This window comes from Chitinophaga silvatica (genome assembly GCF_003419895.1).
Lineage (GTDB): Bacteria > Bacteroidota > Bacteroidia > Chitinophagales > Chitinophagaceae > Chitinophaga > Chitinophaga silvatica.
The window spans coordinates 60,086-76,789 of sequence record NZ_QPMM01000012.1; the positions used below are offsets into that span (position 1 = coordinate 60,086).

Here is a 16,704-nt window from a genome sequence, read left to right on the forward strand (position 1 = left end):
TATGATTTATCAGAGGGTGATATTCAATCCAATGTTCCAGCTTTTCAGAATCGGATAGTTGTTACCGTTACCGGAGTTACCCTTATCTGTGATCACGTCTGATCTGCGAATACTCTCAGGATCAAGATCTCTGGTAATACGATACATAGGAGACCAGGACCAGATGTTATCTGCCGATACAAATACTCTTGCAGCACTGATTTTAGCTCTTGAAATCAGGGATTTCGGAATATTATATCCTACCTGTATGTTCTTTAATCTGATATAACCTGCATTTTGCAGATATTTAGACTGAGGTACATTCAGCTCACCAGATCCGTTTTGAGCAACGTATCCGCGATATCTTGGGAAGTAAGCATCCGGATTTTCTTCAGACCAGATTTTACCAACCTGAGATTGTGGCATTTGGTTATATGGTCTGTTGTACTGACCCCAGAATACATCTGCTTCGCTACCAGGCCACCAGTCTTGCTTCATCACACCCTGAAAGAATGCGCCAACGAAGAAGTTGTTCCAGTCGGCAGCGAGTGAAATACCGAAGGTATAGTGCTGAGCACTGTCACCGATAATAACCATGTCGCCATGATCTGCTAATGTACCAGCTCCGTTATTAATTACTCCGTTGCCATCCATATCCTTGAATCTGATATCACCAGGGAGCCATTGCCCGCTGTTGGATGCTTTAAACAAAGCCTGTGCTTTGGCAGCTTGTCCAACATTCTCTTTAGTCCAATATCCATCATTCACATAACCCCAGATTTCACCATATTTTTTACCAGCATACCAGTCAGACAGTTTGTTGTTGGTATTATTATATTTAGTAATAGTGGTGCGTGAATCGGCAGCAGAAAGTGTTACACTATAGTTTAAAGGTTTGGAAGAAACATTCAGCTGATCTTTCCAACCCAGGGAGATTTCCCAACCATTGGTTTTCAGATCGGCATAGTTACCTTTTGGTACATCAGTTCCGAAAATTGCCGGCAAAGTCTGACCCACGGTAAACATATTAGTAGTAACGCGGTTGTAGTAATCACCGGTAAAAGTGATATGATCTTTAAAGGCAGATAAATCAAGACCCAAATCCGCAGTAGTGGCAGTTTCCCAGGTTAGTCCATCAGGTAATACTACAGGCTGGCTGGTTTGTTGGTTCTTGATACCATTGATAACACGGCCGCTTTGGGTAATAGATAATTTCTCCTGGTAAGCATAGGACGCAATATTTCCGTTTCCTAATGAACCGTAAGAACCACGAACTTTCAGATCAGAAATCACATTAGGATTTAATTTCCAGAAAGATTCATTATTTACTCTCCATCCTGCAGAAACAGAAGGGAAGAAAGCATAACGCTGGTTAGAAGGGAATTTGGAAGAACCATCATAACGGCCATTCACCTCTAACAAATAACGATCTTTATATGAGTAGTTGAAACGGAAAAACTCTCCCATTACTGCCCATCTGTCGTATCCACCTTCGGTAGTTACGTTAGAACCTAAAGCCAGGTTAAGATCTTTTGCATCCGGGTATACCAAACCGTTACGGGTTGTAGCACCACCTTTCCAGGTCGATTGTTCATAGTTATAACCTGCCAGGATTCTGAAAGTATGTGCATTGGCTACACGGGTTTCATACTCAGCATATACGTTCGCTGCAGAGTATAAAGTATTGTAGGAAGAAAACTGGATATCGTTGGTACCTGAACCTACATAATTGATAGCACCAGGTGAAGAACTATAAGGAACCGGTACACGAATACGGCGACTTTCGTCATTAGTGCTCTGCACTGTGAGGTCACCCTTTAATTTAACTTTATCCTTATAGATATTGGCAACAAAACCAGTTGTATTTCTGAAGATACGCTTGGTGAAGTCAATCCCATTTTTACCATAAACCATGTCACCTACTGTATAGGCAGCAGTTTGAGTAAGCGTTCCATCCGGGTTGAACATCATAGAAGAAGGATGGCCTTCATCCGCAATGTTTCTCCAGATACCACCACCTTCACCTACGTTGAGTGGATTGTGGTAATCGCGGTTCGAGATATCTGTATTATTATATACCTGTAAGAATGGAAACAGTTGAATGCTTCCTTTTGCACGCAGGTTATACATTCTGTAATCATCGGAATTGTAGCGGAACAAACCACCCTGACCATAATATCTACCAGTTACGTAGTAGCTGGCTTTGCCGCTGCTTCCTGAAATAGATAGATTCTGGTCGGTAGCCGAAGTATGTTTTTTATATAACTGATCATACCAGTTAGTATTGCCATAATATGCATAATTACCGTTAACTACTTCAGTTTTAGGCAGGGAAGGATCTTCGTTATGCGCTTTCAGTGCATTCAGATAATCCAGGCTAAAAGGCTGGGTTTTATTGATCCCGGTTGGATTTTGAGAATAATCGTTCCAGGCTGTCCATGCTTCGTAGAAATTCTTGGCATATTCATAACCGTTACTTACCACATTGGGTACAGTGGTTGGTGATTTGGAAGAATAGCTGGAAGAATAGGTAATAGTAGTTTTGTCTTTTGCCGGGGTCTTTGTAGTGATTAATACCACACCGAAAGCAGCCCTTGCACCATAGATGGCAGCAGAAGATGCATCTTTCAGAACGCTGATGTTGGCAATATCAGAAGGGTTGATCATAGAAGGATCACCTTCTACCCCATCAATCAATACAAGTGCATTACCACCCTGACCGATTGAAGTGACACCTCTTACGTTAAAAGCAGGTGATTGGATAGGTTTACCATCTCCCATTACCAGGTTCAGGTTTGGAACCATACCTTGTAATCCCTGGCTAATGTTTGTCATTGGTCTGTTTTCCAACTGTTTGCTGGAAACCTGGGCAACAGCACCTGTCAGATTTACTTTCTTCTGGGTACCATAACCAACCACAACCAAATCGTTCAGGCTGGTAATGTTATCCTTAAGGGTTACCTGAACGGCAGAACGATTTCCAACTGGTACAGTATCGCTTTTAAAACCAACGAAACTGAAAATTAACCAGTCATTTGGCCCTGCATTTAAAGTAAAGTTTCCTTTTAAATCTGTGTTGGCCCCGGAAGATGTTCCCCGGATTTTAACCGAAACACCAGGCAAAGGCTGCCCGTGTTCGTCGCTAACCCTTCCGTTAACGGAATGCGACTGCGCTGACCCTTGCAATGCAAGACCCACCAGCAGTAAGGTGTGTAGCCATCTTTTCATGACGATTTTCTTTTTGGTAGATAAGAATTGATTTAACTGCTGGCAAATAACTAAAGCCGGGTTAACAGGCCGGTTAATTGGGGATTAACTGCCTTGCTTAACAGAAAAAAAATATTAGAGGACTGTGTTCATTATTTCTTAAAATAAAGATAACTTTATAAGAACCAAGATTAAATCGTTTAGAGTGTAATTTGCCACGTTGTTAAAAGCCGGAATACCCGCCTTACGTTGAACAATAGAAAAATAATTCGGATAAGAGGAGAACTATGCTAAGACATGCCGTATTGCTATTAACATTATTGTTACTGTCTGTCAACCATTGTAAAGCCCAGGAAGTATATGGACTTGAATTTGCCAGTAAGGATATCTCGCAGGAGGACAGGACTTCCCTTGACCTCTTCCCAAATAAACCCTTATCAGTTAAAGACGCTTATAGCCTCTCTTTCGACCTATCTTTCCAACCTTTCTTTAAATCTAACTTTGGATACATAGTCAGAATAATAGATGAAACAGATCAAAATATTGATCTCATTTATAATATGCATAAACAGGCATTTGACCTGGTTACCGGTAATACCTTCTCAGGAATTTCATTCAAACGACCTAAAGACTCCCTGTTCCATCATTGGAATAATATTACACTGGACTTTGATATTCAAACACATAGTATAGCCCTACGGATTAATAAGCAATTAATTGGCCGTATTAATAGTCAAATAGTCAAAGGAACAGCAATTTCAATCAGTTTCGGAGCCAGTTATCGAAGGAATTTTAAGTCATTTGATTTACCTCCAATGCGGATCAAAGACATTAGAATACGAAAAAATGGTACTTTAAAATATCATTGGCCGCTGAATGAATTACAGGGAACTATAGCTTATGACAAAATTGCGCGACAAGCGGCTGCAGTGAAAAACCCAATGTGGATGAAAGCTGCATCAAATAACTGGGAACTAACCGATTCTATGAAGATTAATGGCTACGCAGCCATAGCAATGGACCCACAAACTGAAACTATATATATTACCAGCCCAGATTCTATCTACCAATTTACTCCGCATAAACGTACAATTTACTCACAAACGTTACAAACACCACAGTATACTCCTGCAGGCGCCAGAGCAGTTTTCGATCCTATAAAACAACAACTGGTGCATGTATTTCTCCAGAATAAACATCAAACCAGTAATTACGACAGCAGCACTAAAAGCTGGAACAAACCATTCGAAAACAATGCCGTTACTACCTATTGGCATTCAAGTATCTTTTTCTCGCCGTTCGACAGTGCCATTTATACATTCGGTGGATATGGCGATTTCAACTATAAGAATGAAGTGCATCGCTTCGTTCCCAATTCCGATCAGTGGGAAAAACTGAAAACCAGCGGCGATACTTTCATACCTCGTTATCTCTCTGCTGCCGGACTAAACAAAGCCGGCGATTCGGCCTATTTGCTTGGTGGTTATGGAAGTATCACCGGTGATCAACTTCTTAATCCACATCCCCTGTACGATCTGATGGTCTATGACTTAAAACGTAGAACATTTAAAACCATATACAAAATTACTCCCCCGGAAGAACCATTTGTATTTGCAAATAACCTTGTTGTAAATACCGATAAACAGGAATATTATGCATTAAGCTTTCCTAATGATAGAATGCGTTCCTCTTTACAGTTAGTCAGAGGCTCATTAAAGGAACCAATATTTACAACAATTGCGGCTCCTCTACCATACAAATACTATGATATAAAATCCTCAGCCTATCTTTTTTATTGTCCGCAAAACGATAAACTGATTTGCGTTACCACCTACTGTCCTGATGAGAAATCAACTATCATTAAAGTTCATTCAATTTTATTTTCACCATACGGTTTAGCCGTACCAATGGAAGATCCGCTATTCCCCAATTATGTGATCAGATTATTCTGGGCACTTGCTATTGGATTCGGAATATTCCTACTACTTACAGCTATTTCTGTAATCCATAAGAAACGTGCTAAGGCGGTGGTTACCCCTATCCATATTCCGATTTCTATTACTGATAAAGAACCAATAAGGCCACCGGTTAAAATTGATATCCTACCCGGAACGCAGGTAAACTGCAGGTTATTTGGTTCATTCAATGTAACAGATCAGGAGAAAAATGATATCACTAAATCATTTACCCCATTATTAAAAGAGCTTTTTCTTTTGCTTTACTTACATACAGAAATTGGAAATACAGGCATCTCCTCTGAAAAGATTAATGAAATATTATGGCCAGGCAGAGCCGCCAAAGACGCGAAAAATAACAGAAGCGTCAATATTGTAAAGCTAAGAAGCTTGTTGGATAAAATTGGCAGTTACAATTTATGCAAAGAAAATGAACGCTGGTTCCTTCACCTGGAAAGCATTACCACCGATCTTAAAGAATATCAACAATTCATTAACAACAAAAGCAATTTCATGTCACTGGCCCTGTTGCTAAATAAAGGAGGATTCCTTCCTGAAATAGAGTATCAGTGGCTCGACAAATTCAAAGCTACTGTTGCCAGCGATTCTATCAATGAATTGTTTTCTCACCTTCAGGACCCTGGGCTATCGCCGGAAGAAGCTATTATAATTTGTGACGGTATTTTGCAGTCAGATACATTGTACGAAGAAGCTATTTATCACAAATGCAAAGCACTGATTTCAATGCGACAACATGCTTCAGCTAAAAAGGTATATACCGATTTTACAAAAGCATATGAACAATTATATGGTGAAACATTTGAAAAACCATATAGTGAAGTAATTGATCAGAGTATTGCAGCACCGTGATTTTTTTGGTTGATGTTAATTACCATAAGCTGAGGAAGTTCCAGGGTTATTATGGTATTCCATGATTTATTGATCTTTTATAGGAGTGAAAAGATTAAATCCCGAATTTTATTGTCTTTAATGTGATTGATAAATTTCCTTGACCGTAGACTGGGCAGGGGTAAACCCAATGCTATTAAGTTAAGAGGAAATAGGTCTTGATTTTATTGTCTTTAAATGATTGATAAATTTCCTTGACCGTAGACTGGGCAGGGGTAAACCCAATGCTATTAAGTTAAGAGGAAATAGGTCTTGATTTTATTGTCTTTAAATGATTGATAAATTTCCTTGACCGTAGACTGGGCAGGGGTAAACCCAATGCTATTAAGTTAAGAGGAAATAGGTCTTGATTTTATTGTCTTTAAATGATTGATAAATTTCCTTGACCGTAGACTGGGCAGGGGTAAACCCTGCCCCTACAGGGTTTCATCGAATTTCAGTTTCTATATTGTAGAATTATTTCTTTACAGAATTGAAATTAGTAGATCGATATTTGACATGAAATTTTACTACCAGATGAAAATATGATATTGATGAAGTCCTGTAGGGGCAGGGTTTACCCCTGCCCAGTCTACGGTCAAGGAAACCAGTCATTTAAATTGAATTCAATATTTAATCAACATCCTTCCTCTTTACTTAATAGCATTGGGTTTACCCCTGCCCTACCTACGGTCAAGGAAACCAGTCATTTAAACTAAATTCAATATTTAATCAACATCCTTCCTCTTTACTTAATAGCATTGGGTTTACCCCTGCCCTACCTACGGTCAAGAAAACCAGTCATTTAAATTGAATTCAATATTTAATCAACATCCTTCCTCCTTACTTAATAGCATTGGGTTTACTCCTGCCCTATCTACGGTACAAGAAACTCATCAATAATTCAAAAAATATTGAACTATTTCTCTTAACTAAAAAACACTTCGTCTTCAGAAGTTTACCAAACGGATATCAATCGAATTTTCAATTTATCATTAAACTTGTTTTACAACTCCTCTCTGATCACCTTCACCGCCTCCCCTCTTACCAGTTCATTATGTTCCTGCCACTGATCCTGTTGTTGCGACAACAACAAATTTGCCTGTGCCAATAAGAACTTTTCCTTTAATCTTTCAAGGCATAACTTTTTGTTCTGCCATTGAGATCTGCTATCAGAGGCTACTACCTGTAAACCCGTTGGCCGATGAACTCCACGTACTGCTGTTTCAGTTTTATTGACGTGTTGTCCGCCTGGCCCGGAAGATCTGCATGTTTCAAAAGTTACATCTCTCTCCTCCCACTGTTGTGTAGACTGAACATTTGAAATACTAATTCCGGCAAACCAGTTTTTACGTTTATGGAATTTCCTGTATGGGCTTTGAGCAATCCATTGTACAGTTCCTTCCCATTCTTTAGTTAATACATTTACCTTATCGCCTTCAGCCAATAAAACGGTTGAAGATAATGTACCATTGAGATCTCCGCGGGTAGCAGATAATACCTTAATATTTATTTTTAGTGCTTTTGCCTGTTTTATAATTTTTTCCTGCAATCGGGCTACGACCCTGCAACATTCTGCAGGGCCACGGCCTGATGTTATTTGTATAATAATCTGTTCCATAAATTATTCTTTATACATTCTTACAATTTTCGGTAAGAATTGACCTTCAACCTGCACCAGTTCGCGCTGTGCAGTCATAACGGTTTCTATGTCTTTGTATGCAAATGGGTTTTCTTCAACACTTCCACCTATCAGTGTTACACCTGCATCGGCTACTATCTTTTTAAGTGCCGATACTGTCATGTGTTCTCTGGCACGTTTGCGGCTCATACTTCTTCCGGCTCCATGGGCGGCAGAATAAAGAGAGCGTTCTATGCCCGTGCCGCTTACCAGATAAGCCGGAGTGGTCATGCTACCGGGAATAATTCCCAACTCACCTTTATGTGCAGGCGTTGCACCTTTACGGTGAATTATAACCTCCTGTCCATCTGCCAGCGTATCCTTCCAGGCGAAGTTGTGATGATTCTCCACTTTAGTAATAGCCTTCAGACCCAGGGCTTTCAATAAGTTAGCATGGATTCGGTCGTGACATGCTTTTGCATAGTCACCTGCCAGATTCATTGATAACCAGTATTCCTGTCCGGCTTCGGAATTAAGATCGAGCCAGGCGAGGTGCTGTGCCGACTTTGGCAGCTTGCAGCTATTCATGGCAATTTGCGTGTAGTGTTGAGCGATATTTGCACCTAATCCACGACTCCCGGAATGCGAGAGTAATGCCAGGTATTCTTTGGCTGGTAAGCCAAGAATATTGTCTTCTGCCAAAGTGATTAGTCCGAATTCAACGAAGTGGTTACCGGTACCAGAACTGCCGAGTTGAATAACAGCTTTTCCATGCAGTTGCCTGAGAAGTAATGTAGCTTTAAATGCATCACTATCCAGTACTTCATGTTCCTGCTGAATTCCAATACTACCGCTGATACCGAAATGGGTAAACTCCTTCAATGCAAGTTTTGTCTGATAAGCATACCTTTTCAGGAAACTTTCACCTTCATCAATAATCGACAATGCCATCCTACAGCCAATGTCAACCCCCACAGCATAAGGGATGACTGCATTGTTGGTAGCTAAAACGCCTCCTATCGGTAATCCGTATCCACTGTGAGCATCCGGCATCAATGCACCTTGTACTGTAATGGGCAGCGACATAGCTGTTTCCATTTGTTGCTTGGCCGAATGTTCGATTGTTTTGCCGCCGAAGATGCTAAGTTGACCGGTAGTTTCCAGCAAACTAAAAGATTGAAAATTGCATTCAACCGGTTCGTCTATAAATGTTTTAGCAATTGGGGCAATAACTTCATCGTGCAAATAAGCCTGAGGATCTGATTTAATGTTTTGTAATAGTTGAATTATTTCAGTTTTCTCTGTATGCTTGAAATGTTTTGCTACGATATTAATAACCAGACTTCTGGTTTGATTATTTGTATAACCTATTTTACTAAGTTCTTTTGTTTTTATCTGAGCCATAAATTTGGGCGATAAAACCCTGAGTACAGGGCATGGTAATAGTATATCGATCAGGTTTGATCGAAAAAATATAGCGCAAAGAGAGTGGAACGGCCAACTAGCCGGTTATGCAGGGATTAGCTGATAAAAAAGGGCTGTTGCCGTATTAGGCCATGAGCGCAAGGGGCGATATGTGAAGTTGTTCTGTCATGATTCCTCAGTATTTAAAAGATTAGAAAAAAGGAATGCGGCGCAAAGGTATAACTATCTTTCTAAATATCAATTTTTTTTCACGTAAAGATTTCTATCCATAAATTATCGAGCTTATTTTTTTAACATTTTGACTTAGGTTGATTTACATTTTATCCCTAAGGTTGATGTACCTTTGATTACCCACTAAGTGTAACCCATTTACAACAAATAAAATTTACTCCATGGATAAACAACTGATCCGCAATGCCTACAAAACTTATTGGCTGGAAAACGGTCAGGCACCCGTTTCTGTTTATGCACTCTGCAAAATTCTGGATATTCCTGAAAGCAGTTTTTATGAAGAATATGCTTCTTTAGAAGCTGTTGAAAAAGATATCTGGCTCGCGATTTTTGAACAAACACTGGCTCAATTAAGTGCAGATGAAATATATCATCAATATAATTCTCAGGAAAAATTACTAGCCTTCTATTTCCTTTGGGTTCAGCAATTGAAGAATGATAGAAGTTATCTTCTCTTACAAAGAAAACATTTCAAATTACCGGATTTATACCGCAGCAAATTAGAAACGTTTCATCATGCCTTCAATGATTATGTAAGCGGTCTGGTTAAAGAAGGTTATACCAGCAACGAGATTAAAGAAAGAAAGTATATCTCTGATCAGTATGTACATGGCTTCTGGATACAGGCCCTGTTTGTACTAAAATACTGGCTAGACGATACCAGCGCTGGTTTTGAAATGACCGATGCTGCTATCGAAAAAGCTGTAAATCTTAGCTTCCAGCTTATTAAATCCAATACACTGGATAGCCTGATCGATTTTGGAAAATTCATCTTTACCAGGAAATAAAGTGTATGAAAGAGCAAAGCAATATTCCTACTACAAAAGTAGAAAGAGCGGGTAAATTCGTAAGCACCGGATTAAAAGTAGGAACCAATTATATAAAGCATTATACCCGTAAACTGATAGATCCTTCAACCACCAAGGATGCTTTGCATCAGGATAATGCTGCTGATATATACGATACGCTGAGCAACCTGAAAGGCAGCGCCCTCAAAGTAGCGCAGATGTTGAGTATGGATAAGGGTATGCTTCCTAAAGCCTATACCGAGAAGTTTGCCATGTCGCAATACAGCGCTCCGCCCCTCAGTGGCCCGCTGGTAGTGAATACCTTCATGAAAACGCTGGGTAAGAGCCCCTCTCAGCTCTATGATACTTTTGATATGAAAGCGTCTAATGCTGCTTCAATCGGACAAGTACATAAAGCCAGTAAAGATGGTCGGCAACTTGCAGTAAAAATTCAATATCCGGGTGTTGCCAACAGCGTAAAATCAGACCTGCGGATTGTGAAACCATTTGCCATTCGAATTGTAGGGATGAATGAGGTGGATATGGATAAATATTTTGAAGAAATTGAAAGTAAACTGCTGGAAGAAACAGATTACCACCTCGAACTACGTAGGTCCATGGATCTCTCTGCGGCCTCCTCACATATCCCTAACCTTGTATTTCCGGTCTATTATCCCGAACTATCTTCCGACCGCATTATTACGATGGACTGGCTGGAAGGCGCTCACCTGAAAGAATTTCTGGAAACCAATCCTTCTCAGGAAATAAAAAATAAAATAGGCCAGGCTTTATGGGATTTCTATCAGTTTCAGGTGCATTCCCTGAAGCAGGTGCATGCAGATCCTCACCCTGGTAATTTCCTGATGAGGGCCGATGGAACTATCGGAATTTTTGACTTTGGTTGTGTAAAAGAAATCCCTAACGACTTCTATGTCAATTATTTTTTATTGATTGATAAAGAGGTTTTGAAGGATGAAAAACGCAGACATGAAATATATACCAACCTGGAAATGATCCATCCGACGGACTCTCCCAAAGAAATTGAATTCTTCTCAGGGTTGTTTCAGCATATGATAGATCTGCTTACTTTGCCTTTTACAGTTCCATCTTTTGACTTCGGAAATGAAGAATATTTTAATGAGATCTATGCTTACATGGATGAACTGTATAATATGAAGGAGATCAGGGAATCCAAAGTAGCAAGAGGATCCAGACATAGCCTGTATATAAATCGTACCTATTTCGGGTTATACTCTATTCTGAGTGATTTAAAGGCCAATATCATTACCGATCCCGCAAGAATAGCGCAATTACAGGGTTAATTTAGTCGCCATTTTAATCCTTTTGGTCGCAAGTTTCATATCCAACGGTCGCAAAGGCTTACTTTTGCGACCATGAAAAATGAATGGTACCAGCAACGATGGGCAGTTTTTGCCAGGCATGCATTGGCCTGGCTGATATTTTTTTCCTTGCCTTACCTTTTGAGGCCCTCCATTGATCATGGCAACCAGGACAAAATGCAGGACAAACAAGCTTGGGAGTATTATGCTTATTTTACCTATCTGGTTCTGATTACCTTCTTTTATCTGAATTCCTGGTTACTTATCCCGAAATATGTATATAAAAAGAAAGTAACTACCTACCTGGTATATATACTTGGTTTCTTTGCATTTATATGTGTTGCACGTTATTCATTTGAGAAATTTGCATTGAAACCACATGAGATAGATATTAAACCAATTATCTTATTCCAATTATTCATTTTCATCTTCATATTATCTGTTAGTACTGCCTATAAAACAATAGTAGACAAAATGGTATTGGAAAGGCAGAACAGTGCAAAAGAAAATGAAAACCTCAAAACAGAACTAACATTATTACGCTCACAGGTAAGTCCGCACTTTATGTTTAATGTTTTAAACAACATGGTGTCGCTGGCCCGTAAACGTTCTGATCTGCTAGAACCTTCTCTGATCAAGCTTTCCTCACTCATGCGATATATGCTTTACGAAGCCGACGAGGAAACAGTACCTTTGCATCGGGAAATTGAATATCTTCAAAGCTATATCGATCTGCAACAACAACGATTCAGTAAAAATGTAACCATTAATGTTTCAATGGATGTGGGGAATGAAAATTTTGAGATAGAACCTATGCTACTGATTCCTTTTGTAGAAAATGCCTTCAAACACGGAACAGGAATGATACAGGATGCAACTATCGATATAGAATTAAAGACCAGGGAAAAAATGCTTTTCTTTTACGTGAGAAATAAATTCGACGAAACCTCTTCCGAAATAAAAGATAAAACAAGCGGTATTGGCCTCACAAATGTGAAACGCCGGCTAAACCTGCTGTATGGCCATGATCAGCTCCTATACATTACTCAGAAAAATGGATGGTTTATTATTTCATTACAATTAAACCTGCACTAATCATATGAAATGTATAGCCATCGATGATGAACCGTTAGCACTTGATTTACTGGAAGATAATATTAGCATGGTGCCTTATCTGACATTAGTCGGAAAATGTAGCAATGCTTTTGAAGCTATAGAGATTTTACAAAGGCAACAGGTTGATTTAATCTTCCTTGATATTCAGATGCCAGGCTTAACAGGCTTGCAATTACTGCAATCGTTGGCCCATAAACCTATAGTAATCCTCATTACCGCATATGAGAAATATGCGCTCGAAGGATTTAACCTCGATGTTACAGATTATCTGGTAAAACCCGTTTCTATTGAGCGTTTTGTAAAAGCCTGCAATAAGGCCCATGAATTATGGCAGCTCAAAAACGGTAATAAACAGTCGACCACCCATTCTGATTTCTTTTTCGTCAACGTAGATTACAGTTTACAGAAAATTGTATTTGCTGATATTTTATGGATTGAAGGATTGAAAGATTATGTGCGTATTCATTTGCGTAATAATCCAAAACCGGTAGTTACCCGCATCAGTTTCAAAAACCTGGAAGAACAGTTGCCTGGTAAACATTTTATAAGAATTCATAAATCGTACATTGCTGCTGTTGCAGCCATTACTGCCATCAGAAAAAACAGCATCTTTTTAGACTCCATCGAATTACCGGTAGGCGACACTTATAGGGATAGTGTTTTTGCCATCGCGGGTAAAACAAATTCATAATACGATCTTTCGTAGCAACTTTTTTAATTCTTATCTCATTTCTTATACAATTTCCATTTTGTCGATCTATTTTTGCGCGTCTGAATTTTATCTACCATGCAAAAAATCGCACTATTTATTACCCTGTTCCTGCTTACCCTCAGTGCAGGCGCTCAACCCCCTGCCGGTGCAGGTGGCCGTATGCCAATGGGAATGTCAGGACATCTTTATGGGAAAGTCGTTGACCCTGATGGTAAACCTGTTAGTTATGCTTCTGTAATAGTACTCCAAAACCGGATGGACAGTGCCACTAAAAAAATGAAGGAAAAATTAGTGAAAGGCGCTCTTACAAAAGGTAATGGAGAATTTAGCCTCGACGACATCCCCGCTCGCGGTCCGTTAAAGCTTAGAATTACAGCTACCGGATACAAAACTTATGAGCAGGCTGTTAGCTTTCCGCCGTTCGACAAAGATCTGGGCAACCTGAAACTGACTGTTAGCACCACCCAGCTGCAAGGGGTAACTGTAACCAGTACCAAACCTGTCATGCAAATGGATGTCGACAAAAAAGTCTTCAATGTCGAAAAAAACATCGTTAGCGCAGGTGGTACAGCCCTCGATGTAATGAAAAACGTACCTTCCGTGAATGTAGATATTGATGGTAATGTTACCCTCCGTAACAGCTCTCCTCAATTGTACATCGACGGTAGACCAACCACTCTGACCCTGGAACAAATTCCGGCTGATGCCATCGAAAACGTGGAAGTAATTACCAATCCTTCCGCTAAATATGATGCTTCCGGCGGAAGTGCAGGTATCCTCAACATTGTACTTAAAAAGAACCGTAAAACCGGTTACAATGGTAATCTCCGCGCAGGGGTCGACAAACGTGGTGCCGTTAATGGAGGCGCCGATTTCAACGTTCGTCAGGGTAAACTGAACATCAGCGCCAGCGCAATGGGCAACCAGATGAAAGGTAGAACCAACGGTACTACCGAAAGAAGTAACTTTGCCGATACACCGCCAACCTTCATCAATCAGCTCAACAGCAACAGAACCGATGGTGGATTTGTATTCGGTAAACTCGGCGTAGACTGGTTTGCTACAAACAGAACTACACTATCCATCGCCGGTATTAAAGTGCATGGCGATATGAACCCAGGCGAAACTATCGATATCAATACCGATACACTGGGTAAAGCTTCTCCGATTCATACCTTCAGCCAGCGTAATTCAAACATGAAGAACTCCTTCAATGCAAATGGACTCGTACTGGGTATGAAACATCTCTTCCCTAAAGAAGGAGAAGAATGGACCGCCGATTTCAACTACTTTGGTGGTAAGAGCAATAATAACTCTAACTACCGGACAGACAGATACGGCACCGGTTCTGAAATTATCGGAAATGATTTACAGAAAATATTGGGTGGTGGTTCTATGAGCTTCATGACCCTCCAAACCGATTATGTAAAACCAATTTCTGGTAAACTCAAACTCGAAACTGGTTTAAGAGCTTCCATTCGTACTACCAAAAGTGTTTTCGATAACTACACCTTCGACCACGAGAAAAACGATTATGTATTGCAACCTGCTGCATCCAACAATTATAAAAACAATGACAATGTGTATGCAGCCTATGTAAGCGTTTCAAATACTATTAAGAACTTTGGTTATAAGGTTGGAGTACGTGCCGAAAGCTCCGATTATTCAGGAGATATGCTCAATACAGGTCAGCATTTCAAAAATAACTACCCTGTAAGCTTATTCCCTTCAATTTTCCTGAGCCAGAAGCTTAAACATGAGCAGGAATTGCAGGTTAGCGTAACCCGTCGTATCAATCGCCCTAACTTCTTCCAGTTAATTCCGTTTACCGATTCTACAGATAAACTGAATATCACTAAAGGTAATCCGGGCCTGATACCAGAGTTTACACAAGCTGCAGAACTCTCTTACCTGAAAACCTTTAAAGGTAACAATACCTTTTTGGCTACAGTATATTACAGACATACCAATAACCTGATCACCCGTTACCTGAGTAAGGAGATCAATCCGGTACATAACGATGAGATGCTGGTAAATACGTATATCAACGCCAACTCGAGCTATTCGGCCGGTGCGGAGTTAACTGCCATGAATTCTATCACCAAATGGTGGAGCCTTTCATCGAACGTGAATATTTATAACTCTAAAATCAATACCGATAATGTAAGCCAATCTCAGGATGCATTATGGAGCTGGTTTGGAAAAATCAGTAACACTTTTAAACTGCCATCGAGCTTTGAAGTGCAGCTATCAGGTCTTTATCAATCTAAAACCAACTTACCAATCAATGATAATAAAGGCAGGATGGATGGCCCTCCTATGCAGCAGTCTCAAAATGCTTCACAGGGATATATTGCCTCCTTCTATGGTGTAGATGCTGCTATCAAGAAAAGCTTCCTGAAAAACAATGCTGCTTCAGTAACATTGAGTATCAACGATATTTTCAGAAGCCGCAGATCTGACCAGTATTCACAAAGTGCTTACTTCACTCAATACTATAGCCGTTTACGCGATCCACAAATGATTCGTCTGAACTTTGCATATCGCTTCGGTAAAATAGATGCTACTCTCTTCAAGCGTAAAAACATGGGAGCGGGTATGCAGGGTATGCAGGAAGTTATTCAATAAGAGGTTTAAATCCTAAAAAGGCCGGAATGCATAATTCCGGCCTTTTTATTTGTATAATATTGATGAAGTTATCTATCTGATCTTACGTATTCCTTCCTTTTTCGTCCGGATAAAACGATTGTACTACATCACTTTGCCAGATCTCCTTTGTTACAACGTTAATCGCTGATATTTTACCCTTAAAGGCTGCACCGGTATCTACGTTATGTACGTTAACTGCCGTCATTGGTTTTGTTTCACCATAATTGGTGCTGGGTGTATGGCCAATATAAATTTCCTTAAAGAGGGCTAATCTTCGGGGATAGCGGAGAGAATCGATAGGGATACTGGTATCCATGGCCAGGGCAAGTTCCCACAGGCTACGATCCCAATATAACATAGGCTCAAATCTTTCCTTGGTCGGGCCATGTGTTGAAGTGAAACCTGCATGTACAAATAATCTATCCAGGTCGTCTATATAGTACAAACGCATTGCATTGAAGAAGGCGGTATGTTCTAGTCGTTGTGCTGGCGATAGCTTATTAAAACTGGCTATAGTAGCCATTCCCCCATTTCTAGTCCAGGATTCTTCCGGCATTATGCCCATGAGCCACGATTCGCACCAGGCATCATGATTCCCTTTAATAAAGTAACAATTATACTGTTCCTCTAACTCCATCAGGTAGGAAATCACCTCGGCCGATTCAGACCACCCATCGACATAATCTCCCAGAAAAATCAACGTATCTTCCGGCTCAGGTGCGATTCGTTCTATTAATTGCTTCAGCGCCTTTAACGCTCCGTGTATATCCCCAATTACGTATGTCGCGGGCAT

At 40.1% G+C, this 16,704-nt stretch carries 10 protein-coding genes; 6 read left to right on the forward strand and 4 right to left on the reverse strand.

Annotated elements, in window-relative coordinates; genetic code table 11:
- Positions 1 to 9: 9 nt before the first annotated feature.
- The gene (locus DVR12_RS21355) at positions 10 to 3,207 is read right to left on the reverse strand and encodes a SusC/RagA family TonB-linked outer membrane protein (protein WP_116977841.1); all 3,198 of its coding nucleotides are present in this window, start codon (positions 3,205 to 3,207) and stop codon (positions 10 to 12) included.
- A gap of 266 nt (positions 3,208 to 3,473) precedes the next feature.
- On the opposite strand from DVR12_RS21355, the gene DVR12_RS21360 reads away from it, so the two are divergent.
- Positions 3,474 to 6,011 carry a hypothetical protein gene (locus DVR12_RS21360; protein ID WP_116977842.1) on the forward strand — a complete coding sequence of 846 codons (2,538 nt, stop codon included), beginning with the start codon at positions 3,474 to 3,476 and terminating at the stop codon, positions 6,009 to 6,011.
- A 1,024-nt stretch (positions 6,012 to 7,035) separates the two neighbouring features.
- On the opposite strand, the gene prfH is transcribed toward DVR12_RS21360, so the two are convergent.
- The gene (prfH, locus tag DVR12_RS21365) at positions 7,036 to 7,650 is read right to left on the reverse strand and encodes a peptide chain release factor H (RefSeq protein WP_116977843.1); all 615 of its coding nucleotides are present in this window, start codon (positions 7,648 to 7,650) and stop codon (positions 7,036 to 7,038) included.
- A 3-nt stretch (positions 7,651 to 7,653) separates the two neighbouring features.
- The gene (locus DVR12_RS21370) at positions 7,654 to 9,054 is read right to left on the reverse strand and encodes an RtcB family protein (RefSeq protein WP_116977844.1); all 1,401 of its coding nucleotides are present in this window, start codon (positions 9,052 to 9,054) and stop codon (positions 7,654 to 7,656) included.
- A 413-nt stretch (positions 9,055 to 9,467) separates the two neighbouring features.
- Here DVR12_RS21370 and DVR12_RS21375 point away from each other — a divergent pair, with 413 nt between their 5' ends.
- The 5 genes from DVR12_RS21375 to DVR12_RS21395 all read left to right on the forward strand — a co-directional run bounded on the left by DVR12_RS21375 (position 9,468) and on the right by DVR12_RS21395 (position 15,890).
- A complete protein-coding gene (locus DVR12_RS21375; RefSeq protein ID WP_116977845.1) occupies positions 9,468 to 10,094 on the forward strand; it encodes a TetR/AcrR family transcriptional regulator in 627 nt (208 codons plus the stop codon).
- Between the two features lie 5 nt (positions 10,095 to 10,099).
- The gene (locus tag DVR12_RS21380; protein ID WP_116977846.1) at positions 10,100 to 11,416 is read left to right on the forward strand and encodes an ABC1 kinase family protein; all 1,317 of its coding nucleotides are present in this window, start codon (positions 10,100 to 10,102) and stop codon (positions 11,414 to 11,416) included.
- A 72-nt stretch (positions 11,417 to 11,488) separates the two neighbouring features.
- On the forward strand, positions 11,489 to 12,529 hold the full coding sequence (locus DVR12_RS21385) for a sensor histidine kinase (RefSeq protein ID WP_116977847.1): 1,041 nt from the start codon (positions 11,489 to 11,491) through the stop codon (positions 12,527 to 12,529).
- A 4-nt stretch (positions 12,530 to 12,533) separates the two neighbouring features.
- On the forward strand, positions 12,534 to 13,241 hold the full coding sequence (locus DVR12_RS21390; protein WP_116977848.1) for a LytR/AlgR family response regulator transcription factor: 708 nt from the start codon (positions 12,534 to 12,536) through the stop codon (positions 13,239 to 13,241).
- A 96-nt stretch (positions 13,242 to 13,337) separates the two neighbouring features.
- Entirely contained in the window at positions 13,338 to 15,890 is a 2,553-nt protein-coding gene (locus DVR12_RS21395) for an outer membrane beta-barrel protein (protein WP_116977849.1), read from the forward strand.
- Positions 15,891 to 15,972: 82 nt separating this feature from the next.
- Here DVR12_RS21395 and DVR12_RS21400 read toward each other — a convergent pair whose 3' ends face one another.
- Positions 15,973 to 16,704 carry a metallophosphoesterase family protein gene (locus tag DVR12_RS21400; protein WP_116977850.1) on the reverse strand — a complete coding sequence of 244 codons (732 nt, stop codon included), beginning with the start codon at positions 16,702 to 16,704 and terminating at the stop codon, positions 15,973 to 15,975.